Origin of the sequence: Methylotuvimicrobium buryatense, assembly GCF_005931095.1 — a bacterium.
In the GTDB taxonomy this organism is placed as follows: domain Bacteria; phylum Pseudomonadota; class Gammaproteobacteria; order Methylococcales; family Methylomonadaceae; genus Methylotuvimicrobium; species Methylotuvimicrobium buryatense.
Window position 1 is genome coordinate 2,973,137 of the sequence record NZ_CP035467.1, and the last position, 23,487, is coordinate 2,996,623.

Annotated in this window: 20 protein-coding genes; 6 read left to right on the top strand and 14 right to left on the bottom strand. The window is 48.2% G+C overall.

The window, feature by feature from the left end:
• Window positions 1–283: 283 nt before the first annotated feature.
• Entirely contained in the window at window positions 284–535 is a 252-nt protein-coding gene (locus EQU24_RS13335; RefSeq protein ID WP_017839029.1) for a hypothetical protein, read from the top strand.
• A 195-nt stretch (window positions 536–730) separates the two neighbouring features.
• Here the strand turns inward: EQU24_RS13335 and EQU24_RS13340 are convergent, their stop codons facing one another.
• The gene (locus EQU24_RS13340; RefSeq protein ID WP_026129977.1) at window positions 731–1,591 is read right to left on the bottom strand and encodes a radical SAM protein; all 861 of its coding nucleotides are present in this window, start codon (window positions 1,589–1,591) and stop codon (window positions 731–733) included.
• 80 nt (window positions 1,592–1,671) lie between these two features.
• Between EQU24_RS13340 and fae the strand changes: the two genes are divergently transcribed.
• On the top strand, window positions 1,672–2,220 hold the full coding sequence (fae, locus tag EQU24_RS13345) for a formaldehyde-activating enzyme (RefSeq protein ID WP_017839027.1): 549 nt from the start codon (window positions 1,672–1,674) through the stop codon (window positions 2,218–2,220).
• A 99-nt stretch (window positions 2,221–2,319) separates the two neighbouring features.
• On the opposite strand, the gene EQU24_RS13350 is transcribed toward fae, so the two are convergent.
• The 5 genes from EQU24_RS13350 to EQU24_RS13370 all read right to left on the bottom strand — a co-directional run bounded on the left by EQU24_RS13350 (window position 2,320) and on the right by EQU24_RS13370 (window position 5,921).
• Complete coding sequence (locus tag EQU24_RS13350) at window positions 2,320–3,126, bottom strand: response regulator (RefSeq protein WP_017839026.1); 807 nt, start codon at window positions 3,124–3,126, stop codon at window positions 2,320–2,322.
• A gap of 106 nt (window positions 3,127–3,232) precedes the next feature.
• Window positions 3,233–3,763, bottom strand: a complete 531-nt coding sequence (locus EQU24_RS13355; RefSeq protein ID WP_235726369.1) for a c-type cytochrome — start codon at window positions 3,761–3,763, stop codon at window positions 3,233–3,235.
• The gene (gene soxC / locus EQU24_RS13360) at window positions 3,750–5,039 is read right to left on the bottom strand and encodes a sulfite dehydrogenase (RefSeq protein WP_017839024.1); all 1,290 of its coding nucleotides are present in this window, start codon (window positions 5,037–5,039) and stop codon (window positions 3,750–3,752) included. The genes EQU24_RS13355 and soxC overlap by 14 nt, the downstream gene beginning before the upstream one ends.
• Window positions 5,032–5,475 (bottom strand): YeeE/YedE family protein, encoded by a 444-nt coding sequence (locus EQU24_RS13365; RefSeq protein WP_017839023.1) that lies wholly within the window; start codon window positions 5,473–5,475, stop codon window positions 5,032–5,034. Before EQU24_RS13365 ends, soxC begins: the two co-directional genes overlap by 8 nt.
• On the bottom strand, window positions 5,472–5,921 hold the full coding sequence (locus tag EQU24_RS13370; RefSeq protein WP_425272092.1) for a YeeE/YedE family protein: 450 nt from the start codon (window positions 5,919–5,921) through the stop codon (window positions 5,472–5,474). The genes EQU24_RS13365 and EQU24_RS13370 overlap by 4 nt, the downstream gene beginning before the upstream one ends.
• A gap of 875 nt (window positions 5,922–6,796) precedes the next feature.
• On the opposite strand from EQU24_RS13370, the gene EQU24_RS13375 reads away from it, so the two are divergent.
• Together EQU24_RS13375 and bioA are read left to right on the top strand one after the other, a co-directional pair.
• Window positions 6,797–8,278, top strand: coding sequence for a DegQ family serine endoprotease (locus EQU24_RS13375; protein WP_017839021.1), 1,482 nt, complete (start codon window positions 6,797–6,799; stop codon window positions 8,276–8,278).
• A gap of 182 nt (window positions 8,279–8,460) precedes the next feature.
• Window positions 8,461–9,738 carry an adenosylmethionine--8-amino-7-oxononanoate transaminase gene (gene bioA / locus EQU24_RS13380; protein WP_026129975.1) on the top strand — a complete coding sequence of 426 codons (1,278 nt, stop codon included), beginning with the start codon at window positions 8,461–8,463 and terminating at the stop codon, window positions 9,736–9,738.
• A gap of 54 nt (window positions 9,739–9,792) precedes the next feature.
• On the opposite strand, the gene EQU24_RS23300 is transcribed toward bioA, so the two are convergent.
• The 7 genes from EQU24_RS23300 to EQU24_RS13410 form a co-directional block, all read right to left on the bottom strand.
• Window positions 9,793–9,915, bottom strand: coding sequence for a hypothetical protein (locus EQU24_RS23300; RefSeq protein ID WP_017839019.1), 123 nt, complete (start codon window positions 9,913–9,915; stop codon window positions 9,793–9,795).
• A 353-nt stretch (window positions 9,916–10,268) separates the two neighbouring features.
• Window positions 10,269–12,395 carry an EAL domain-containing response regulator gene (locus tag EQU24_RS13385; RefSeq protein WP_017839017.1) on the bottom strand — a complete coding sequence of 709 codons (2,127 nt, stop codon included), beginning with the start codon at window positions 12,393–12,395 and terminating at the stop codon, window positions 10,269–10,271.
• Window positions 12,385–14,376, bottom strand: coding sequence for a sensor histidine kinase (locus EQU24_RS13390; protein WP_017839016.1), 1,992 nt, complete (start codon window positions 14,374–14,376; stop codon window positions 12,385–12,387). Before EQU24_RS13390 ends, EQU24_RS13385 begins: the two co-directional genes overlap by 11 nt.
• A gap of 6 nt (window positions 14,377–14,382) precedes the next feature.
• Window positions 14,383–15,006 carry a DUF1638 domain-containing protein gene (locus tag EQU24_RS13395; RefSeq protein WP_017839015.1) on the bottom strand — a complete coding sequence of 208 codons (624 nt, stop codon included), beginning with the start codon at window positions 15,004–15,006 and terminating at the stop codon, window positions 14,383–14,385.
• Window positions 15,003–16,031: a uroporphyrinogen decarboxylase family protein gene (locus EQU24_RS13400; protein ID WP_017839014.1), complete on the bottom strand. Its 1,029-nt coding sequence runs from the start codon at window positions 16,029–16,031 to the stop codon at window positions 15,003–15,005. The genes EQU24_RS13395 and EQU24_RS13400 overlap by 4 nt, the downstream gene beginning before the upstream one ends.
• Entirely contained in the window at window positions 16,028–16,693 is a 666-nt protein-coding gene (locus EQU24_RS13405) for a cobalamin B12-binding domain-containing protein (protein WP_014147926.1), read from the bottom strand. The genes EQU24_RS13400 and EQU24_RS13405 overlap by 4 nt, the downstream gene beginning before the upstream one ends.
• A gap of 12 nt (window positions 16,694–16,705) precedes the next feature.
• Window positions 16,706–18,343, bottom strand: a complete 1,638-nt coding sequence (locus EQU24_RS13410) for an ASKHA domain-containing protein (RefSeq protein ID WP_017839013.1) — start codon at window positions 18,341–18,343, stop codon at window positions 16,706–16,708.
• A 198-nt stretch (window positions 18,344–18,541) separates the two neighbouring features.
• Here EQU24_RS13410 and EQU24_RS13415 point away from each other — a divergent pair, with 198 nt between their 5' ends.
• Window positions 18,542–19,816 carry a sensor histidine kinase gene (locus EQU24_RS13415; protein ID WP_017839011.1) on the top strand — a complete coding sequence of 425 codons (1,275 nt, stop codon included), beginning with the start codon at window positions 18,542–18,544 and terminating at the stop codon, window positions 19,814–19,816.
• A gap of 199 nt (window positions 19,817–20,015) precedes the next feature.
• Here EQU24_RS13415 and EQU24_RS13425 read toward each other — a convergent pair whose 3' ends face one another.
• Complete coding sequence (locus EQU24_RS13425; RefSeq protein ID WP_138767178.1) at window positions 20,016–20,549, bottom strand: septal ring lytic transglycosylase RlpA family protein; 534 nt, start codon at window positions 20,547–20,549, stop codon at window positions 20,016–20,018.
• 491 nt (window positions 20,550–21,040) lie between these two features.
• Here EQU24_RS13425 and EQU24_RS13430 point away from each other — a divergent pair, with 491 nt between their 5' ends.
• A complete protein-coding gene (locus EQU24_RS13430) occupies window positions 21,041–23,470 on the top strand; it encodes a mechanosensitive ion channel domain-containing protein (RefSeq protein WP_017839008.1) in 2,430 nt (809 codons plus the stop codon).
• The last annotated feature ends 17 nt before the right edge of the window (window positions 23,471–23,487 follow it).

Genomic DNA, 23,487 nt, shown 5'->3' on the forward strand with positions numbered 1-23,487 from the left:
CAAAGGCTCAGCACCTAAATTACCCAGGATAGTTATCATCGCCAATGGAACGGACTATGAAATTAAGGTGCAGAGTCTTGCATACCTTTCGCACTTCAAATTGAAGTGCGAAAGGTATAAGTTGATTTTAATGAAATGTGAAATAACGCTCGGACAAAACAACATAAAAGAGCTAGCCTGCTCCATGAGAGCATAGCAATAAAGAAACATGCAATTGAATTTAAAAGACTGAAATTAGTTTCTATAATTCCACTAAGCACACTTATTTTACGAGGGTTTGGCTATGGACATTTCACCAACAAACAGCGCATTGAATCTCATCAACGGCGCACAACATAAATCAGCCGAAGCGGCTCACAAAATTGCTGCATTGCCGATAAAAAACGATGAAGTAGGCAGTTCTGAATTTGAGCCTCGAGACATTATTAAGCCGGTACTCAGCTTAAAAGAAGCGGAATTTGAAACATCCGCAGCCGTTAAAATTCTCGAAACCGAGAAAAAAACGATAGGAAGTCTATTAGACATCAAGGCTTAAGCACGATTTGAGACTAAAAACGGTTTTCAACCGAGAAATAAAAGCTGAGTTTACAGCCTTCTTCGGTCGTATCGCTGGATTTCCGGTGCGCTATATTATCCGATAACGCCCGATATCTGCCCGTCTCTCAACCCGGCTCCATTCACCACTCCCTGCTAACAATTCACCCTAAGCCATCAACCCGAAATAAAGCAGCTAACAATCCACCCGAACCTCAAAACCAAGCGCTCTGATCTCGTCAGCAAAATGCCGCATAACTTCCGGCGACAACGACCTCATTTTAGCCGCTTCCGGCTGCATCGACGGGCGCGCAATGGTATAAAGCATAATTTTATCAATCGCCACACCATCGTTCTTGATTCTTGTTAAAAATTGCAAATACGCGTTTTTTTCCACGTCAGTCAATCCCTGACCGGAATAATCAACTAGACAAGTTTGAATTTTAGTCTGACAGATGGCTGCCGAAATCTTTAGATTTCTTAATGCCGACGCCATCGTTTGCGCTGCGTTATTAATAAAATTGCGCCCTGTATCGGTCGCGCTATCGAACTTGAACCAAACCTCCCCCCCATAACGATGCAATGATCGAAGTCCGTCCTGAACCTTCGGTTGATGCATTAAACTACCATTACTAATCAAAACAAAACCGCTATTCGACAGCACCCCCATTTCAGTGGCAACACGGCCGATCAAATCAACCGCCTTATCGAAATCCTTAGCGCTGGTCGGCTCGCCGTTTCCCGAAATCGCAATATCTTTGATTACTCGATTAGGAGGACCGACTTGAAACCGGTCAAAAAAATCGCCATGCAATACATCACTCAAAAACCGTCTCAATTCTTTTTCCAATAATGGAAAGTCAATCGGCGGCGCAGCACCCAACGTTAAATCGGGAACTTGACAATAAATACATCGCCAGTTGCAAGCATTGTTGATATTAAAATTGACACCGATCGACAAGCCTCCGGAACGCCTTGATAGAACAGGATAAATATAAGTTAATCCGACAGAATCCCTACTATGATCCGTCGTTGTCAATTGTACTGAGTTCGTCACGGCCTTAAGATTAAAAGTCAAATATGCTATTCTAGCCGCTCGAAACCTTTCCCTGTAACACTTTTATCGAGGAGATTATTATGAGCGAAAGAATTATCATGCGTACCGGTGAGGCATTGGTAGCGGGCGGTCCTCCGGGAACCGCGGCCGAACCGGAAATCGTCATCGGCGAACTGGACGGACCGGTCGGCACGGCCCTCGCCACTCTGACAGGAGACCAAGTCAAAGGCCATAGCCGGGTTTTCGCGATTTTGAATACCGACATTCAAGTCCGCCCTGTCACACTGATGGTGAGCAAGGTCACTGTTAACAATAGCCGCTACACCAATATATTAATGGGTACCGTTCAAGCCGCTATCGCTAACGGTGTACTTGATGCAGTTCGCGCGGGCGATATTCCGAAAGAAAAAGCGAACGATTTGGGAATCATCTGCTCGGTATGGCTTAACCCAAGCGTCGCAACCGACGACAACCTCGACCACCAAATCCTGTTCGACATTCATCGAAAAGCGATGGCACAAGCCATCCATAAGGCCATGACCAATACGCCTGATATCGATTGGCTTCTGGAAAATCAAGAAAAAATCACTCACAAATATTTCCAGATGGGCCTTGACGGAAAAATTTAAATGGTTCGAGGATTGCCCCCGACATCAGCTTTAAAAACTTGATTTTTAGTTTGGCGGTTTCAGTCGTGATATTCGCGACTGAAACCGCTACAAAATAAACTAGATTTCCTCCAACAAGCGATAAACCAATTCCTTTATATTTTTCGGTTCGAACGGCTTATCACAAATCGCGGAAACTCCGGCCTGTTGAATTTTATTGAGCGTTGCTTGGTTCGACTCACTGGTTACCATTAATATCGGAATCGAGCTATTTTCCCTATTGGCACGTATCGCCTCGATCAATTCCTGACCGTCCATTTCCGGCATATTGTAATCCGTCACGATCAAGTCGAAGGCATCCGGCGACTCGGCGAATATCGCCAATGCGTCCGTCCCGTCGTTTGCCAACGTTACGCACTGTATCCCCATATTGTTGAGCACTTTGGTAATATGCTTTCGTGCCGGCGCACTGTCATCGACCAACAAAACCCTGACAGTCTCGATATCATAAGAGTCTAATTCCAGTTCCTCCGGATCGACAAACTCGACCGAAGCGCGTAATGCCCTTTTCAAATCGGCATGATCGAACGGTTTGGGTAAAATTGCCACAACGCCGGCTTGACGTATCGGCTCCAGCGCCGCTCGACTGGTTTCGCTGGAAATCAGCATGCACTGCATATCCTGAAAATCGTCCGATTCCTTAATTCGGGTAAACAACTCGGTCGCCGTGGTATCGGGTAAGTACATACTGCTAATCAGCAAGTCCGGTTGATAATTACTGATAGCCTCCAATGCCTCCTCACCCGAAGAAACGCCATTGATATACTTGACTCCTTCTTCCTGCAAATGCTTCACAATGAGTTTCAATTGTGGAACCGAAGGCTCAATCAGGACAATAGACAAGTCCGAAATAGTTAATTTATACATGATTTAATCGATAGATTAGAAAAGCGAAAACGATCGCACTCAAAAATTAATTCAACTGAAAATCCCAATCGCCGACCATTACTTAAAATCAACGACTCCGAGCGCCTTAATCGTCCCGCCGATAATTATCAATAAACCCGTCCTGATTCGGCATGACGACAGCCGGCAACAATTGTGCGTTCATTTCGTCGTCCGGGCCGATAATACGATTGAGATAAAGCAAATAGGCGGTTACCGCATAGACTTGATCATCGGTCAGCGACCCAGGATTCGATAACGGCATGGAGCGTCGCGTAAAATCGAAAAGAGTCGTCGCATACGGCCAATAAGTACCGATCGTTTTATCCGGCGGATCGTCGATCAAAGAATGCTCGGCGCCGGCCAACTCCTCGGCGCTGCCCCCACGCCCTTCGGAACCATGACAACCGATGCAATGCGCCCGGTAAACGGTCTCACCTTCGCGAACGGTACCTCTCCCTAAGGGCAAACCCGTTCCATCGGGAAAAACATCTCTGTTCCATTGTTTCAACATTTCCGGCGGCGCTTGAAGACCTAATCCGGGACCAATCAGCTCATCGGCTACAACCATATTAGCCGAGCCGAGGCTAAAGCATAGCAGACTCTTAAAGATAGACATGGCTAATCTCACCCGCTTCCGTGATGGCCCAACTCACAATAGCATTATAATGAAAATAACCATGCCGGCCGCGCCTTGCGATCAATTCGGCACGCTCCGGCTGAACCGCGCCGGCTTCGTCGAACGCACGGCTTTTGAGCACGACATCCTGACCCTGCCATCTCCAAGGTATCCGGAATCGCGTGAAACACTTCGGCAATACCGGCTCTTGTAACTCGGCCTCGGCCCAACTCTTACCGCCATCGGCGGATACTTCAACTTTCGCGATTTTACCGCGACCGCTCCACGCCAAGCCGCTAATCTGGTACAAACCGTGCCGGTCGAGCCGGTGCCCGAACGATGGATGGGTAATCACCGACTTCGGCTCCATCACGAAGCTAAATTGCCTCGCCTTACCCGAAGGCAACAATTCGGTGTATTTAGCGGTTTCGTTACGAGCCATGACAGGTTTAGCCGCAAGGTGTAATCGCTTGAGCCATTTGACATTGAGCACTCCTTCCCAACCCGGAACCAACAGCCGCAACGGATAACCGTTCTCGGCCCGAAGTCGCTCGCCGTTTTGATATAAGGCCAGCAAACAATCGTCGAGCGCTTTGTCGAGCGGCAAACTGATATTCATCATCGACGCATCGCCCCCTTCGGCGATGATCCATTTTGCACGGCCTTTAATGCCGGCCTCCTGCAAGACAACGCTCAACGGCACGCCGGTCCATTCGCTGCAGGATGCCATGCCATGAAAATAACCGACTTGAGTTTGTATCGGCTCGCTCCGCCAACCGGCATTGCTATTGCCGCCGCATTCAATGAAACATAAACGGGATTGCATCGGATATTGCAATATATCCGATACCGAAAACGTCAAAGGACGTTTGACTAAACCATGTATCAACAAGCGATGCCGCTCAGGATCGATTGCCGGCACACCGTTGTGATGGCGCTCGAAATGCAAGCCGCTTGGCGTAACAATACCCTCGAGTTCATGCAGCGGGGTCCACGATACGCCATTACCCGGAGCATCGTCGTTGGCCATAATCCAACGAATCACCTTTTTTTCATAGTCGGATGGCGACCCGTAATTAGAAAAAGGCTTGCCCGGTTGTTTCGTCCACGATTCACGATCGAGTTCGGCCGTTGCGGTCTGCGAACTAAGCGCACCCCAAGTTGCGGCGGTAAAAATCATACCTTGCTTTAAAAACAAGCGCCGATCGAGCAAACCGCCGCCCGCAACTTCAAATTCGGTACTGGATTGAACGGCATTTAGCGATTGCTTAGGCATCGACCGTTACGGATTTTTTAAAACACTTCCGGGCCCAAATACCTTGCGCGATAAATCCCAAATAAATCGATGCAACCATCACGAACGCTTCGGGGTTGCCCAAGCCCAAACCCGCAACAGCTGGCCCCGGGCAATAACCGCTCATCCCCCAACCGATTCCGAAAATCATCGCCCCGAACAAAAGCGGTTTGTCCAAAGACTTCTTCCGAGCGACATGAAATTCCTCAGCCCATATCGGTTTCGGACGTTTTAAGATGAAACGAAACGCAATGACGGAAACGGCCAAAGCCCCCATCATCACGAAGGCCAAACTCGGGTCCCAGCTTCCTGCGACATCGAGAAAACCCAAAACCTTGTTCGGGTCGGTCATTTGCGACAACGATAAACCGAACCCGAACAGCGTACCGCTCAATAAAGCCGCTAAACAGTGCTTCATGCCCCGACTCCCACAATATGCCTGATACAATAGACCGTGACGACACCGCTGATCATGAAAATCAAAGTCGCCGTTATCGAGCGCAACGATCCGTTGGCGATACCGCAAATTCCATGACCGCTTGTGCATCCGCTACCCATGCGAGTACCGAAACCGACTAGAAAACCGCCCACGGCCAACAGCCAATAAGGATAGTCGGAACGCGGCGTGAAAAACCCGGGATTGAACCAATTAAACAGTAAAGCGCCTAATACCAGGCCGATTAAAAAATTGAACCGCCAAAGCCACTCCGACTTCGGGGAATTGAGTAAACGATGCATGATGCCGCTAACCCCGGCCATGCGACCATTTAGCCATAACAGCAAGGTGGCGGCCAAACCGATCAATGTTCCGCCGAGAAAAGCCGAGAACGGTGTAAAATTTTCCACAAAGAATTCCTGAATAATTTTGAAATTTAAAAAATAATCCTTATATACCCTTTACTAGTCAAATTTCGGCGTCGGGGTGCCCGTCAAAGGACGCAGTGAATACGTCCATGTAGGCTCTATGACAGCATCCATGCTGCCAAAGCCTTTGCCGAACACCCCGACGCCTCCATACGCTAATGCCGAAATTTGAAGTGCGATAGGTATATACACACGTAGGTAAAGTGCATTTTATTGTTTTTTGAGAAAAGCCTTAAAAGCTACCCGCTAATATTAACGCTCGAGGATTCAGTCAACAAGGCAAAAACATATTGGCCAAAGAATCTTTTATACCCTTTGCTAGTCAAATTTCGGCGTCGGGGTGCCCGTCAAAGGACGCAATGAATACGTACATGTAGGCTCTATGACAGCATCCATGCTGCCAAAGCCTTTGCCGAACACCCCGACGCCTCCATACGCTAATGCCGAAATTTGAAGTGCGATAGATATAACCCAAAATGAACAGTTGGCATGTAATTATTCAGTCCCCCGAAAATTATCGTTCCCACGCTCCGGCGTGGGAACGCCTGAGTATCGCTCCAGCGGTACGAGACGCTAGAGCGTCTCGGTCTTCATTCCCACGCCGGAGCGTAGGAACGATAGGGGGTGTGAATAATTACGTTGGCATGTGTTGTAGACCGTTCGTACTGAGCCAAGTCGAAGCATGAACGGTCTACAACACTTTCACCGCATTGGTGAAGTCTCAAACTACCCTTCACCGCTTCGACAGGGCTCTCCTGAGCGTAGCCGAAGGGCTCAGGGCGAACGGTAGTTGAAGCACTCAAATGCTCTTTTTAGGTTTAAACTTTTACAAATTTCCTTACGCGCCATAAGCAACAGAAAAGAAGGTTAAATTTATGAATAAAAAATATTTTTTACCGTTACTACTGTTAATTGTCACATTTTCCCCTCTCTCATTCGCGCAAACGGGCGGTATCGAAAATCTTCGCGAAACCAGTAAAGCGTTTGCATCGGTCGCACGGCAAGCTTCTCCCTCGGTTGTCTTCATCCAGGTGGAAAGCTCTCGTGAAGGCGTCGCGCAAACACCCTTTGCTACTCCGTTCGGAGACGAATGGCCTTTCGGCGATGATTTTTTCCGGCGTTTTTTCGGTGACGAATTTCCCGGCACGCCAAGACGCCCGGGACCGGCCCCTACCCCGCAACAACGGCCGCCCGCGATAGGCCAAGGTTCCGGCTTCGTTTTTGCGTCGAAGCGAGGCTTGTTGAGCGAAACCTCCTATATCATCACGAACAACCATGTCGTTGCGAATGCCGACAAAATTCGCGTGACATTCCAAGACGGGCGGGAATTCGACGCCAAGATTACCGGCACCGATCCTAAATCGGATATTGCCGTCATTGAAATCAAGGCCGGAAACTTGCCGGCCCTGCCGCTAGGCGACTCAACAAAACTAGAAGTCGGCGAATGGGTCGTGGCTATCGGCAATCCGTTCGGCTTGAGCCATACGTTGACCGTCGGGGTCGTAAGCGCCAAGGGCAGAACCAGCCTCGGCATCAGCGATTATGAAGACTTCATTCAAACCGATGCCGCGATCAATCCCGGTAATTCCGGTGGCCCGCTCGTCAACCTGGATGGTGAAGCAGTCGGCATCAATACCGCGATTTTCAGTCGGAGCGGCGGTCACATGGGCGTTGGTTTCGCGATCCCGATCAATCTGGCAAAATCGATCGCCGACCAATTGATCGAACGAGGCGAAGTCACGCGCGGCTATTTAGGCGTCGTGATTCAGCCGTTGACGCCGGATTTGGCCGAATCCTTCAATTTAAAAAACCATCAAGGCATTTTAATCGCACAGGTCACCGATGATTCGCCGGCGGCGAAGGCCGGACTCAAAGCCGGCGACATCGTAACCGAATACCAAGGCCGGCCGGTCAACGATATCGGCGATTTCAGAAACCGCGTCGCATTGACACCGCCCGGCAAAAGCGCCCAAGTCACGATCCTGCGCGATGGAAAATCGCGAACAATCGATATAAAAATCGAAAAACTCGGCGATCAACAAATTGCGGCCGCGCAAGCGCCCGCCCAAAGCACCGAAGAATTAGGCTTGACCGTGCAGACCGTGACCCGAGATTTAGCAAGGCAATTCAATGCAACCCCCGGCCAAGGCGTCATCGTCACCGAAGTCAATCCGGGCTCCATTGCTGCAATGGCAGGCATTCGCCGCGGCACCTTAATCCTGCAAGTCGACCGTAAACCGGTTAACTCGGCCGATGAATTCAACCGTGCCGTCAACCAAAGCAAAGGGAATAAACAGGTCTTGTTACTGATCAGCGATCGCGGCATGTCTCGCTATGTCGTCTTGCAATGGCGCTAAACGTAAACGCTTTGGCAGTCATGCGCTGAATCACACATGGATTGCATCCTTGAATGAAAAGGTGCGGGGGGTTTGCCTAGCGAGGATGTCGGCAGCCGCCGCGTAGGTCGGGTTACGCTAGCGCTAACCCGACCTACGCGACTAATTTAGAATCATAACACCCCTCTACCTTATTCAGATCAATGACTCAACTCAACACACTACTGCAACTCGACCGCGACCATATCTGGCATCCCTACACGTCAATGACAGCACCGACACCGGTTTATCATGTCGCCAGCGCCTCCGGCGTCATGCTTAAACTGGCCGATGGCCGCGAATTGATCGACGGAATGTCGTCTTGGTGGTCGGCAATACACGGTTACAATCACCCCAAGCTCAATCAAGCGGCCACGGAACAATTACAATCGATGGCCCATGTGATGTTCGGCGGCATTACGCATACGCCGGCAATCGAATTGGTCGAGCGTCTATTGAAAATCACCCCCGAGGGCTTGAGTTCGGTGTTTTTGAGCGACTCCGGATCGGTCAGCGTCGAAGTCGCATTGAAGATGGCCATTCAATATTGGCAAGCGCTCGGCAAACCCGAAAAAAACCGATTCGTGGCGCTTCGGGGCGGTTATCACGGCGATACCTTCGGCGCGATGTCGGTCTGCGACCCGGTTACCGGCATGCATCATTTATTCAATCCCGTATTGCCTCAGCACCATTTCGCGCAGCGGCCCGCTTGCCGTTTCGGCGAATCTTGGAATCCGTCCGATATCGATTCGTTGGAATCCATTCTATCGAAGCACGGCGACTCCTGCGCGGCGGTCATTCTCGAACCAATCGTACAAGGCGCGGGGGGCATGTGGTTTTATCATCCCGACTATCTGAAATCGGTAAGCGCCTTGTGCAAAAAATATGATGTCTTGCTGATCGCCGACGAAATTGCGACCGGCTTCGGTCGTACCGGCAAACTGTTCGCTTGCGAACATGCCGGCATTTCTCCGGATATTTTGTGTCTCGGCAAGGCCTTAACCGGCGGTTACCTGACGCTAGCCGCAACATTAACGACCGACAAAGTCGCCGAATCGATTTCGGAAGGACCGGCCGGCTGCTTCATGCACGGGCCGACATTCATGGGAAATCCGCTGGCCTGCAGCATCGCATCAGCAAGCATCGACTTATTACTCGACTCGGATTGGCAAAGCCAGGTCACGGCCATAGAAGCCGGGCTAAAAAAGGGCTTGGAACCGTGCCGCAACCTGGCTAGCGTCGACGATGTCAGAGTGCTCGGCGCTATCGGTGTCGTTGAAATGAAAAACCCTGTGTGCCTTTCCGAAATTCAAGACCGCTTGGTTAAACAAGGCGTTTGGTTAAGGCCTTTCGGGCGTTTAATCTATACTATGCCGCCTTATATAATCGATGAACATCAACTGCAAAAATTAACCGAGGCGGTTTTTCAAACCTTACAGTAATCGATTCAATAAGCCTAAATTCGGCAATTTAACCAGCAATTCCCAATTTGGAGATCAAAAAGGGTGTGGGGTATGCTTGGCGAGGATGTCGGCGGCAGGGCAGATTTTTGCTCCTGCAAAATCTGCATTCACGCCATCCTTGGCGCTTGCAGATTTTTGCTCCTGCAAAATCTGCATTCAGGCCATCCTTGGCGTTCGAGCTGCCGCCAAGCCCCCATGGATGGGTTTACGGCGTTCCTCGACAGGCATACCCCACACCCTAAAATCGGCGAAACTGCTCAAACTGGGAATTGCTGCAATTTAACCATGAAGCACATGAATTTCTTGAAACATTCAAGAAATTATCTAAACATCGCTGCCAACTTCTTGAGTAAGCGAAAGTTTTATATACCCTTTGCTGGTCAAACTTCGGTGCCGGGGTGTCCGTCAAAGGACGCCGTGAATACGTCCATGCTGGCAAAGCCTTTGCCGAACACCCCGACGCCTTCATACGCTAATGCCGAAATTTGAAGTGCGATAGGTATAACTTCTTAATCTTCATGCTCTTCATGGTGAAATGCTTTTTTAAGATAATTCTTTTGCTCCAACTGCCATTCTTTTAACCAATTGAGCAAATCCTCCTCTGGCATCGGTTTTGCAATTGCATACCCTTGACCATTTTCACAACCTAGCTCAAGTAATTTCAATAAGTGCGCGACTGTTTCGACGCCTTCCGAGATGACTTGCATTTTGAATATCGAGGCTAGATCAATAATCCCTTTAACGATCGCTAAATCTCCTTCATTTTCCAGCATACCCAATACAAACGACCGGTCGATTTTTAACGTTTTTGCCGGTAAGGATTTCAGATAACTCAACGACGAATAGCCTGTTCCGAAATCGTCGAGCGCAAATACGACACCCAAAGCTTGGCAAGCCTTCATTACCTTAATCGCGCGTTCGTCATCATCCAATGCTCCGGTCTCCAGTATTTCCAACTCAAGACAGCCTGACTGCAAATCCGGATATTCGGCACATTTAGCGGATAAATTCTCAACAAAGTCAGGGTGCAGCAATGCTCCAGCGGCAATATTAATACTAATGGCAATATCGACCCCTGCTTTTTTCCATTGATTCCACCGACTCAAGGCAGTCGATAACACCCAATCGCCGATATTAATCTCAAGCTGACTGCCTTGAATCATCGGCAAAAACATGGAGGGGCTCAGTAAACCACGCGCGGGATGTTGCCAGCGAATCAAGGCCTCGACTCCCAGAATAGCGCCATCGCGAAGATTGATCTTCGGCTGAAAATACAACACAAATTCATTATTGGCCAATGCGCATTCGATACGGGCAAGTTGCTTCCCTTGCTCGTATGCATGTTTTTCTTGAAGCATGTCGAAACGTTGAAATCGATTCTTACCTTGTTGCTTGGCTTGATACATCGCTTGATCGGCATGTCGAATCAGTGTTTCAGTATCGGAAAAATCATCCGGATACAGAGTAAAACCCAAGCTCAATGATACCGACACATATTGATTCGCCAACAACATTTTTGCCGAAACAGCTTTGAGAATTCTTCGTAATATCGTCTTACATTCGCCTCTGTCATTGATATCCAACAATAATAATACAAACTCATCGCCGCCTATGCGTGCCAACGTATCGCCTTCGCGTAAACAAGCCTTGATGCGACGGGTAATTTCTATCAATAATTGATCGCCGACTTGATGACCGAATCGATCATTGATCGGTTTAAATTCATCCAGATCCAGATAACACACCGCCATTAATTTTCGCGACCGCCGCGTATGAACAATGGCTTGTTCCAATCGATCCGATAATAAAAAGCGGTTCGGAACCCCGGTCAAGGGATCGAAATGCGCGATACGTTCCAATGCGTGCTGATGTTCTTTGATCGGAGTAATGTCGATAAATGAACCGATGAAATGATGAATGCTGTCTTGATCGTCCCTGACCACAGCAATAGACGTCAAAGCCGCGTAAATCTCACCCTGCTTGTTGCGATTCCAAATTTCGCCGCTCCAGTGACCTTCCGATAACAAGGCTTGCCACATGTTTTGGTAGAATTCGGTATCCTGCCGCCCCGATTTGAGTATGCTTGGGTTTTGGCCTTTGATTTCGTCAAGTCCATAACCGGTAATACGGCTAAAGGCGTTATTGACATTGATAATACGGTTTTCAACATCGGTAATCACGATGCCGTCATGACTATAGGCAAAGACGGTCGCGGCAAGACGTTGATCTTCTTCCGTCTGACGCAACGCCTGCCGCATTCGTTCGGTTTCCAATAAATTGCGCACCCTAAGCTGAGCAATCTGGAGATTAAACGGTTTGACCAAATAATCTGCCGCACCCAGCGATAAACCTTGAATTTCAGCTTCGATTTCGCTCAACGCAGTCACGAAAATAATCGGTATATGCCGCAACCTTTCATCGGCCTTGAATAACCGGCAGGTTTCATAGCCATCGAGATCGGGCATCATGATATCGAGCAAAACCAAATCGGGCGGAGTCTCGCTAGCCAGCTCCAAGCCTTTTTTACCGCTAGTCGCGATCTGGATCTCGTAGTGATCCTTTAATGCCATCCCCAACAACGTAATATTGGCCGGCGTATCGTCGATTATCAGGATTTTCTGGCGCTCAATGCCCACAATGCGTTTCCTTCGTCTCGGTCTCGGAGAATCGCTCGCGCAATAACTTTAGCTGTAAATGAGCCTCCTCAAAATTCATATCATTGATTAGTTTACCAAGCGCGACAAAATGCGAAGCGATCGAACTACCGTCCACTTTTGCTTGCAGCATGTTAAACTGCTCAACAGCCGTGAACATATTTTTTTCCAACTGGCGTTCGAGATCATCGAGAATCTCGGTGATACCCTCACAATTCTTGAAAAACAAGCGTTCTTCCTCATTACAAATGACTGTCTTTTGTTGCAGAGCCGCAGATAAACGAATATGGCTTTCGATAACGTTCACTAAATGCTCTATCGTAAAAGGCCGAACGAGCAACTCATCGATATCCTGCTCAAATTCCGTGTCCAACTCATCGCTATGCTGTTTATCGCTAATACCGATGATGAATGCGCGAGGAAGACGATTAGCCGACTCCAAGTCACGAATCTTTCTCGCAAGGCGGCTAAGAGATCTATTTTCCAAACTTGACTCAATAATGATTGCATCAAATCCTAGATCCTTGTCGATAACGTCCGGAATTTGATCGTCAAGATCAATGCTAAACGCGTCGATAGATCGAGCCTTAAGTTGTGCCGACAAATTAGCACCATGCACGGAATCGCTAGCGATCAATAATACGCGTTTTAACTTAAGATTTAGATTCGATAATTGGGATGATTCATCGATATTGGATGGTAAAGCGGTGTTGTCGATCTCATTATCGACTCGGGTAGGTATCCGAAACCAAAAACGCGAACCTTGCCCTTCATCGCTCTCAAACCCTGCTTTGCCTTGCATCAACTCGGCAAAACGCGACACCAGCGACAAACCTAGCCCAGTACCCACATAGCGTCGATTCGAACTGCTATCGACCTGGGTAAACGGTTTAAATAACTCGCGCTGCTTGTCCTTTGGAATACCGATACCGGTATCGCTGACCGAAAACTCCAACAAGCAATTCCCCGACTCATCAAGGATTGAACGTGCCTCAATCCGGACAGAACCGCGATCGGTAAACTTAATCGCATTACTGACCAGATTGGATAACATTTGCTTAACTCTGAGCGAGTCAACTTGATAAGCCTTTACCTCGCCATCTACCCAGGCCGCATGAATTCTCAGGCCTTTTTGCTGGGCGGCACCGGAAAAAAGCGTCATGATTTCGTCTAAGATCCTTTGTGGTTGAACGGCTAATAAATTTAACTCCAAGCGATTCGCCTCGATTTTAGACAAATCTAAAATATCATTGAGCAAAGCAAGCAAATTGTTGCCGGAGGTCAAAATCGTACGCACACACTCCATACGCTTGGCATCGCTACATTCTTGCTTGGCCAATAATTGAGCCATACCTAAAATCCCATTTAACGGTGTGCGGATTTCGTGCGACATCGTCGCTAAAAAACTGCTTTTAGCGCGATTAGCGGCTTCCGCTTTACGGGTTTGGATTTTATTGTTCAGAATCAGCGCAATATGAGAAAAAAACGGTGCCAAATAATTGCGCATCTGTGCCGACCCAAGCAAATCGGACATTTTGACAACACCCAAAATTTGGTCGCCGATAGTTAAGGGCATCACCCAAGTACAAGCCACCGCCGCTACATTATCCTTGAGCAAGGTATGGTTCAAATCGGTATTTTGTTCGACAAAATGGCGAGTGGCAAAGACCTCCGCCACCAACGAATCTTCAATCTCACCGACAATCCGTTTTTCGCCGAATAAGTTGACATAGTGAATCTCGCCTTCGTCCAGATAATAAATCTCCGTATTGGTACCGCCTAAACTACCGCAAAGAGCCGCGATCATACTATCTAAGAAATAATCGATACCGGCAATCGGATTGAGCAATTCCACCATATGCAGGACAAGATGCAGATTGGCCTTTTCTTCGGATAGCTTACGGACACGGTGTTCCAAGTGCTCTATACGCATTTGCAAATCATGTTCGTTTGAATTCATCATGCCCGTTCAAGTCGTTGCTTGATCTAATCGCTGCTTAATAGCTTCGAACAACACTTGCTTTAAGTGTTCAAGATCCACTTCGAGCCACTGTAAAGGCAAATCCACAAAATCGGCCGCCGTTTGAGCGGCTTCGGAAAAATCGACGCTGCATGGGGTTTTGAGTGCAAGCATGAATTTATGGCTACTGTGAAAAATTTCGCGTACGACAGTAATATTGTTACCGAAACATGCCGTGATCATCGGTTGCCAGGTCAACGCCCAATCCTCGACCAGAAAGTACGCACCCTTTTCAAGCTCCTGCATGAAACGCTCATAACCCAATAACATAACGATGCAATTTTGCCCCCGGGTACGGCAAGTGCGATGCTCGTCCAAATAATTGTCCATCAACGGATGGCAACTCCCGTAAAAAACAAAGGTTTTTTCGCCTTTCGCCTCATGCTCTTGCAAGGCTTCGTTAAGTTCTTTCGATAAACGATTCAGGTAATTGTGCAGGGCCGAATCCAAAAAATGCGTTTGCACATTCCAGCCATGAGTCCGGATCAAATAGTCGACTTCTTTGCGCAAAATACCGCAACCGACCATCGTCAAGGGCTCTGTATGCTCCTGATGCAGGACAAATTTTTTCATGTCAACTGCCCGTACTCAAAGGCAGCCGTTATCATCGCCTTGATATTGACCTCCGGCACTGCCAGAGGCATAACGCCATTACCGAATAAAAAATGTCCGCCCTGCTTGCCTATCTCGACGATGCGTTTAACTTCGGCTTTGGTTTCCGCCTCAGTCCAATGAATCATTTTGATGTCGTCTATCACACCACAAGTCAAGCCGCGGGTATTGATCAAGCGCTTGGCTTCGGCCAAGTCAGCCAATGGACTGATGTAATGCGAGGTGATGCCCAGTTGGTCAAACACCAAATCGATGACGCCGTTAAATGGCGCCATACCGCAGTAATAGACGACATCATCTACGCCGCCCGGCTGCAAATCGAGTTTCATCCAGGGCAACACGATTTGTTCAATGATTTTATTACCGACCAAATAGGGCGAACCGAACGGCGTCGAGTAAATCAGAACATTCGCTCCGGCCGCACGCAGCGCGTTAATGTGCTGATGAAAAAAATCAACGCATTTGCGCAACAATTCGTCGCGCAGATCGACAGGCCCGGTCAAAAACAGCTCCATCCAGTTATCCATGCCCATCAATAGGGCCGGCAAGGTCGTCGAGGCCGTCACGTAAGCGCAAATGGCATGCGTCTGCCCTATTTCGGCACGTAAAATCGATAAACAATCGTCAATGGCCTGCCACGCTTGATGTTGAGTAATATCGGTTGGGACTTCGAATTTGGCGATATCGTCCCAATTCTTGATCACGAAATCTTCCACATTAGGCACGCCGTCATCGGCAAATAATATTTTTTGGCAGCCCAACAATTCGGCTTCCTTGCCGACATAATGCAAACTCCACGCATTGTCATGACCGAAGCGCTTTAACATTCGCAATTGCGCTTCGGCCACGCATTCTCCTCGAGCAAAATAATCTTGCGAGTGCATATTGAGTTCGCGCGCGCCTTGATCGAGCAAATTGCAAAAGATCGGAATACGCGGTGCCGGATCGCCGTTTATAGCCGCCGCTAAAATTTCTAAAGGTGTCATGCGTTCACCTCTTTGATCAATTGGATAATAACTTTTGCCGCCGTCACGCCGTCGGGAGCCCATGCGTCGCCCCCCACTTTTTTGTATAACTCCGGATCGAATCGGTAAGGCGCGCCGCCAACCGCCAATTTTATTTTGTCTTCCAAGCCTCGCTCCTTTAATAAGGCTCGAACCTTGATACTGCCGTTCTCGCCGGTCGCGGTATGCACCATCATGGCTGAGATCGCGATGACTTGCGCGCCGTTTTCAACAGCCCTGTCGACAAATTGTTCGGCGCGGATATTAATACCTAGATCGATGACATCCACCATCAGCGATTTAAGACACCCGATCACGATACGTTTACCGAGCGAGTGTAAATCGCCATAGGCGGCGCCGATCACCACTTTGCCTATCGCTTCCGGCGGGCTAGCGAATTTTTCCAGCATTCGCTCGGTCACTTCCGAGGCGATTTGTGCCGTCATGAAATGTTGCGCCAAATTGGAATCGGGGTCCTGTTCGATGCGCGCCATCATGGCTTCCACGGCAGGGATGACCAAATTGAACACAATATCTTCCGGGCTATAACCGTCCTGTAGAGCCCCGTCGACCACGGCCAAGGCCGCCTGTTTATCGGTTTCGAAAACCGCTTCGTTGTATGCCTGCACATAACGACTCAACATATTTCGGCCCCCTTATGCCATCGGCTGCAAGCGCAAATGCTCGATAAAACTTTCTTCATAGCTACTTATCCCGCCTAAATTGATCGATTTTGTCTTACTTATGATCGTATTTAAACGAGTATTTGCATTTCGGTCCAGCAACAACTGCTCGCACCCGGCCAGACTCGCATTCGCAAAACGTTTGAATCTGTCGACCGGTAAACGGGGCAACAAACCGACACGAATCGCATTGTGTAAATCCAGATGCTGCCCCAAACTGCCGCAAATCCAAACAGCCTGTAAATCGCTTGGTTTCAAATCGGCAAATCCGAGTAATTGCATCATGGCTGCGGCGGTCGAAGCCTTGGCTCGTTGAAAAATATCGACATCACTACCAAAAATCGCCGACCTAGCATTGTCGACATCAAGCCGATAACCCGTACCGCTCGGTTGCAATGATTGGGTAAAGCGACCGGAGGGCTTGAGAATTTGTTTGTCCAACATCACTGCAATCGCATCGATGAAGCCACTGGCACAATATCCTCGAATCGGCTGATCGCCAATCGTAGCAATCAGCCAACGATCGCCGTCATCGCGAACCCGATAAACGGCACCCGTTTCAGCCGCCATACCATTGCGCATCCCGACGCCTTCAAACGCCGGACCGCCCGGTACCGATGTCACCCATGCCGCAGTGCCGTCCCACAGAGCAATTTCAGTATTGGTTCCCAAATCCGCCAACAGCATCGGAACGGGTTGCTCGGTTATACCTGAAGCCAAAAGATCGGCCAATAAATCCGACCCGACAAAACCGGCCAATGGCTGAGCGATCGAAATATCCGCATGGGGCATACGCCAATCATGGCGCCAAGCGGCAATATCATCGATTCGACACTCGACAGGAATATGCCAATTTTCAAGCCGATACAGATCATCGCTATCGTTACCGCCGCCAATCAACATCAACATGACGGTGTTTCCGACGATAATAATCTTTCCGGTTTCGTCAAGGACGTGAACGACTTCCCCAAAATCTCGGCTTAAAATATCTCGAATGCCGTCCAAGATAGCCTTACGCCCTTCGATCATCAAGTCCCGCGAGGCATGAACGTCCAATCGCCGGGAATCCAAACGAGTCAAGACATCGGCACCATGAGCCACTTGAGGATTGATACCTACCCGGCAACCGATGAGCCGAGCGGTATGACGATTCCAAATAGACAAACGAATATGAGTCGTTCCTAAATCGACCGCAATCCCATACGGCTGCCGAACCTCGTCGATATCTTTTGAAAACTCGACCGTAGGCCACTCGCATCGATCCGGACTTCTCCATTGCGACGGCGGAGCAGGATGGGCAAGGTAGGCTTCACCGTCACTCAGAGTCCTTAATTGACAGGCGAGTCGATATCCCTGAACCAATTGATCCGGCAATAATTTTTGCCGCTCTGCCGGTGTCGGAGGATTGAACCGGCCGGAAATGACTTGTATCAAACAAGCGCCGCATGTACCTAGTCCTCCACAGGCCGCACGAACCCGAATTTCGGTATGATCTAGCGCTTCTCGAACCGATAACGAATCGGACAGGTAAAGCTCTAAACCGCAATCATCCGTGCTGACGCGCAACCGATAATATTTTTTTTCTTCGATGGATTCTAAATTTTTTGGCATCGGTCTTTTAGCCGCAATTCGGGCACTATCTTGGAGGGTGGAACTCATATTACTATAGTAATATTCATGAAGGTCTGGCAATCGATCGCCCCGGCAGATGAAAGTACGCAGCGTGGCGAAGAGTTCGGTCACTCGCCCGATAGGACGCCGATGCCGAATTTTGATCTACGATGATGATAAATAAATTTTGAGGTCTTGATGTCAAACGATACCACGAGCATTAATAAGCGCCCCAGCATTCTGATAGTCGATGACGAAAGCGTCAACCTTTCGGTTTTCGGACAATGTTTGATGACGGATTATGCGGTATTGGTCGCAACATCGGGCGCTAAAGCCTTGGAAATAGCGAATAATACATCCCTAGACCTCATACTGTTGGACATTATGATGCCCGGCATGGATGGTTACGAAGTCATTAAAGCGTTGAAGAGTAATCCGAAGACGCAAGACATTCCTGTCATTTTCGTGACGGCGTTGACCTCCGAACTAGACGAAACATTCGGTTTTTCGTTGGGTGCGGCGGATTATCTCTATAAACCCTGCAACTTATCGATATTATCGGTCAGGGTCAACTTACAAATAGAACTTAAAAAAGCGCGCGAACGCTTACAAAATCAAAATATCCATCTCGAGACGGAACTGCAAAAACGCATGCAGGAACATCAATTGATTCAATCCGAACTGATGCAATCGGAAAAACTCGCCGCGATCGGTCAATTAGCGGCCGGCATTGCACACGAAATCAATAATCCGTTGGGGTTTATTTTTTCCAACCTCAATTCCTTTCAAGAATATGCCCTCGAAATATTCGACTTGATCGACCAATACGATAATCAACTTTCCAAATGCCGGCCCCAACCGGACTGTATCGAAAAATTACAAGCCTTGAAGCAGCAAAAAGACTGGAATTTTTTGCGCGAGGATATAGCCGATCTGATTAGCGAATCCAAAGAAGGTTTAACCCGAGTACGAAATATCGTACGTGCCTTCAATCAATTCACCGATGACAACGGCCAAAACTGGCAACAATACGATATCAAGCAGAGCTTGGATACGACTTTAAAGGTGTTCGTCTGCAGCCAAAATATCCAATGCCGTATTCGCAAAGAATATGGAGACACGCCCGAGATCGAATGCATTCCTCAACTCATGAATCAAGTTTTTTTAAGTTTGCTGACTAATGCCTGGCAAGCCGTCGGCGAATCCGGCGAAATCATCATACGAACCGGTATCGACGACAAACAAATATGGGTGGAAATTGCAGACGACGGCCCCGGGATTAATCCGAACCATATGCATCGATTATTTGAACCGTTTTTCACGACGCGCCCTATTGGCAAAGGTATCGGCCTGGGCTTATCGACCGCAAATAATATTGTCCGAGCTCATCATGGCAGAATCGATGTTTCGAGCCAAATCGGAGAGGGCGCCAGTTTTAAGATTTGGTTGCCTATTCATCAAACGTATGACTGAATGATTTATACCCCTCGTAGATCATAATTCGGCGCAGGGGTTGCCCGTCAAAGGACGCCGTGAAACGTCCCTGTAGGCTCTATGCCAGCTCCATGCTGGCCCCTCACCTAGCGTTAGGTGAGGGGCCGCACACCCCGGTGCCTCCTTAGACACTGCCGAAATTTGAAGTGCGAAAGGTATACTTTCGCGTCGGCATCGACTATCTATTGCTACCGGCATACTCGCCGATATACTCCACTTCCACTTCGACAAGTCCTTTAACGCCTATCGCTTTAGCCGCGCCTTTCGATAGATCGATCAAACGATTTTTGGCGAAGGGGCCGCGATCGTTCACGACCAAAATAATCGACCGGCCATTTTGCAAGTTAGTCACTTTGACTCTGGAAGGTAAAGGAAGCGTTTTATGCGCGGCGCTTAAGCCATCGGGATTAAACTTGACGCCCATCGCAGTCCGATTGCCGGATTCGGCGCCATACCAAGAAGCAATGCCTCTTTCTTTATATCCATTGGGATTGACTAAGGGATAGTAGCGTTTGCCATTCACTTGGTAAGGCCTGTTATAAGGCGCATCTCTCTTGAATTCGATTGCTCTATCGAAGCCATCTTCCGGCACCGGTTGTTTGACTGAACAACCGAATAACATCAAAGCAGAAATCGCCAAAACGACAGCGAACCCGAAATTACGTCTAACGAGCAAATGATACGATTTTTTATGCAACAACTGAAAAGCCATAAGATACTTAAAATTCAATATATTGACAAACATTCTTAAAATAGCTCATTAAACTTAACGTCTGCTGAAGAACAACTGGCGAATTGATACGAGCGCCAGGATATTTTCGCCAAAACCCCAAAAAAGAAATTGCCACCACCGGTATTCTGATCGGCCGCGATTTGCAGTGAAGTCTTAAATATTAGATACTCCCAGTTCCAAAAGGGGAGCTTATAATCATTTTTCATTGATTTCACGACACTTCAAATGCAGCTGCCGCTCATCCATCAAATTTAAGTTTCCAATTAATCATACTCTCTCGCTAATACCCGGGACGTAGATACCAGTAAAAATTGGCGTCAACTCGGTTAATCGAAGTTTCCACCTTCACCAATTTACACACTTTGATTGCTGACAACCGGGATGATTGCAATGCCGCGACATTTTGGTAAACACGACTTATGACCGAGTACGCTACGAAAACGGCCTACTAATAAATTCGAGGAATAAACATGAACATCAACGAAGCAATTTCACTGACCCGAAATCCAAGTCTATGGCTATTGCTATTTTTCTTGATGGCACCGTTTAATGTAGCCTGGTCTCAAGACGCACAACAAGCTACGGAACCCGAGAATAGCACCGAATACGCCACGCTCGACCAAACCATCGAAGCCATTACGGAACGTCGTAAAGCCTTGGAAAATGAAAGAACTGAAATCAACCGGCGTTTGCAAAAAGCATCGGACCAAGATTCCGAACTATTACAAAAGCAACTCGCACTGCTGGAACAAACAGCGGCAACCTTTACGGCACAAATCATCGAACTCAATCGAAGTCAGGAATTAGATGCACAAAAAACCGCCGACTTACAAGAAATTGCCCGACTAGAGAAAGAGCCTGAGCCTGAAAAACCTTTTTCAGTTTTGGATTTGGACCGCGCACGAGAACAACTCGCCATAGAGTCGGCCCGGGTTAAAGTAGTTCGCGCCAAAGTCGATTTCGCTAAAGAAGGCTTGGCGCAAACGCAACTGGCATTTAAACAAACACAAGACAAACTGACTCAAATACAAAATCAAAATGGCGCAATCGAGCCCTTGCTGCTGAAAGCGGCGGAATTGGAACATGCTCTCGCCGAACAACAACAAACGCTTCGCGAACTGGAACTGAAAAACGAAGAAAAAACGTTTTCAGTCTACGACACCCATCTTGATCTATTACGTCGTCAAAACGACTATTTACAGCAACACGCCGGCTTCAACAGTTCGGAATTGACCCAAAAAAACGAGAGCATTCGCAAACATCAATTCGAACTGAACCGCGATTTGTCTCGACTCAACGATCAGCAATCAAAGGCACAAAGCCTATTAGATCAAGCCAGGAAGCGTCTGGAAGCGGCTTCTTTCGAAGATATACACGCCATTGAAGAAACAGAAGCGCGCCGTCTGGAGCTAGAAGCACTTAAATCGAAAACCGATGCCGCGCAACGCGAACTAAAATTAATTTCGGAAAGAAAGGAGATATGGCAAAAGCGCCATGACTTATTCAATGAATCGGTCGAACAACAGGAATTACCGAATTGGCGATCGCATTCTAACTCAGCCATTACACAAATCGAACAAGAACAAGCCACCATCAAGCTTTGGCTCAGCGACTGGCAAAGCCGACTGAATGCAGTCGGCAGCAAAACGATACCGGACAAGCCCATTTGGGAATCCCGTCAAAGCGAACACATACAAAGTATCATCGGCACGTTGACCGAATTAAACGGTGCCATGGATGAAAGCCGCCGGCTTCACCAATACTTAATCGAAGATATTAATGCCAGAACCTCGCAATACAACCTTAGCGATCGGATCAAAAGTTTAATCAACATGGAGATCAATCATAATTCGCTATTGGATTGGTTTTACGCCTTTGCCATCGCGTCGGTGACCTTTATTTTATTATTCGTTTTGCGTTGGTTTCTGATACGCGGATTGAGGCATGCCGCCGAACGCAAACATTTCTCCCAAGCAAATGAAATTCTGAGCACGGTCAAACGCGCCAATCTTATTTTTTTTCTGGTCGTCGCTGTCTTTTTCGCATCATTATCGCTAACGCTTGACCCCGCCACAGACACAACGATCGCCAAAATCACAAAAGTCGTCATCGCACTGCAGATCGCGATTTGGCTGAGCGGTTTTATACGGGCCTGGATTTTCCGTATTTTGTCGCGCAAAACCAAGCGCGACGGCGCGAGCATGGGCGCTTTGGCAATCCTTAATTTCATTAGCCAGGTGTTGTTATGGGCAGTTGCACTGCTACTGATCCTGCAAAACATCGGCATCGATATCACCGCGTTGGTTGCCGGTCTCGGTATCGGCGGTATCGCGATCGCTTTGGCGCTGCAACGCATCCTCAGCGATTTATTCGCATCGCTGTCTATCGTGCTCGACAAACCCTTCGTAATCGGAGATTTCGTTAATTTCGGCGACTTTTTCGGCACCATAGAACATATCGGCGTCAAAACCACCCGGTTGCGCAGCCTCACCGGCGAGCAGATCATTTGCGCCAATGGCGAACTGCTCGACACCCGTATCCGCAACTACAAACGCATGCAAGAGCGGCGCGTGGTATTCAAACTTGGCGTGGTCTATGATACGCCCTATGAAAAGCTGCAAGCCATTCCGGCAATGCTCAAAGCAATCGTCGAGAAGCGAGATAAAACTCGCTTCGATCGCGCTCATTTTTTTCAATACGGTGAGTTCTCTCTCGATTTCGAAATCGTCTATTATGTGCTCAGCCCTGACTACGGTGTATACATGGATGCGCAGCAAGCCATCAATCTGGACATTTACCAACAGTTCCAACAGGAAGGCATTGAATTCGCCTACCCGACTCAGTCGCTGTATGTACATAATAAGACAGTTTCGGAGCCTAAATTATCTGAAATTGGTTAATCAAGCCTCCAGGAAAA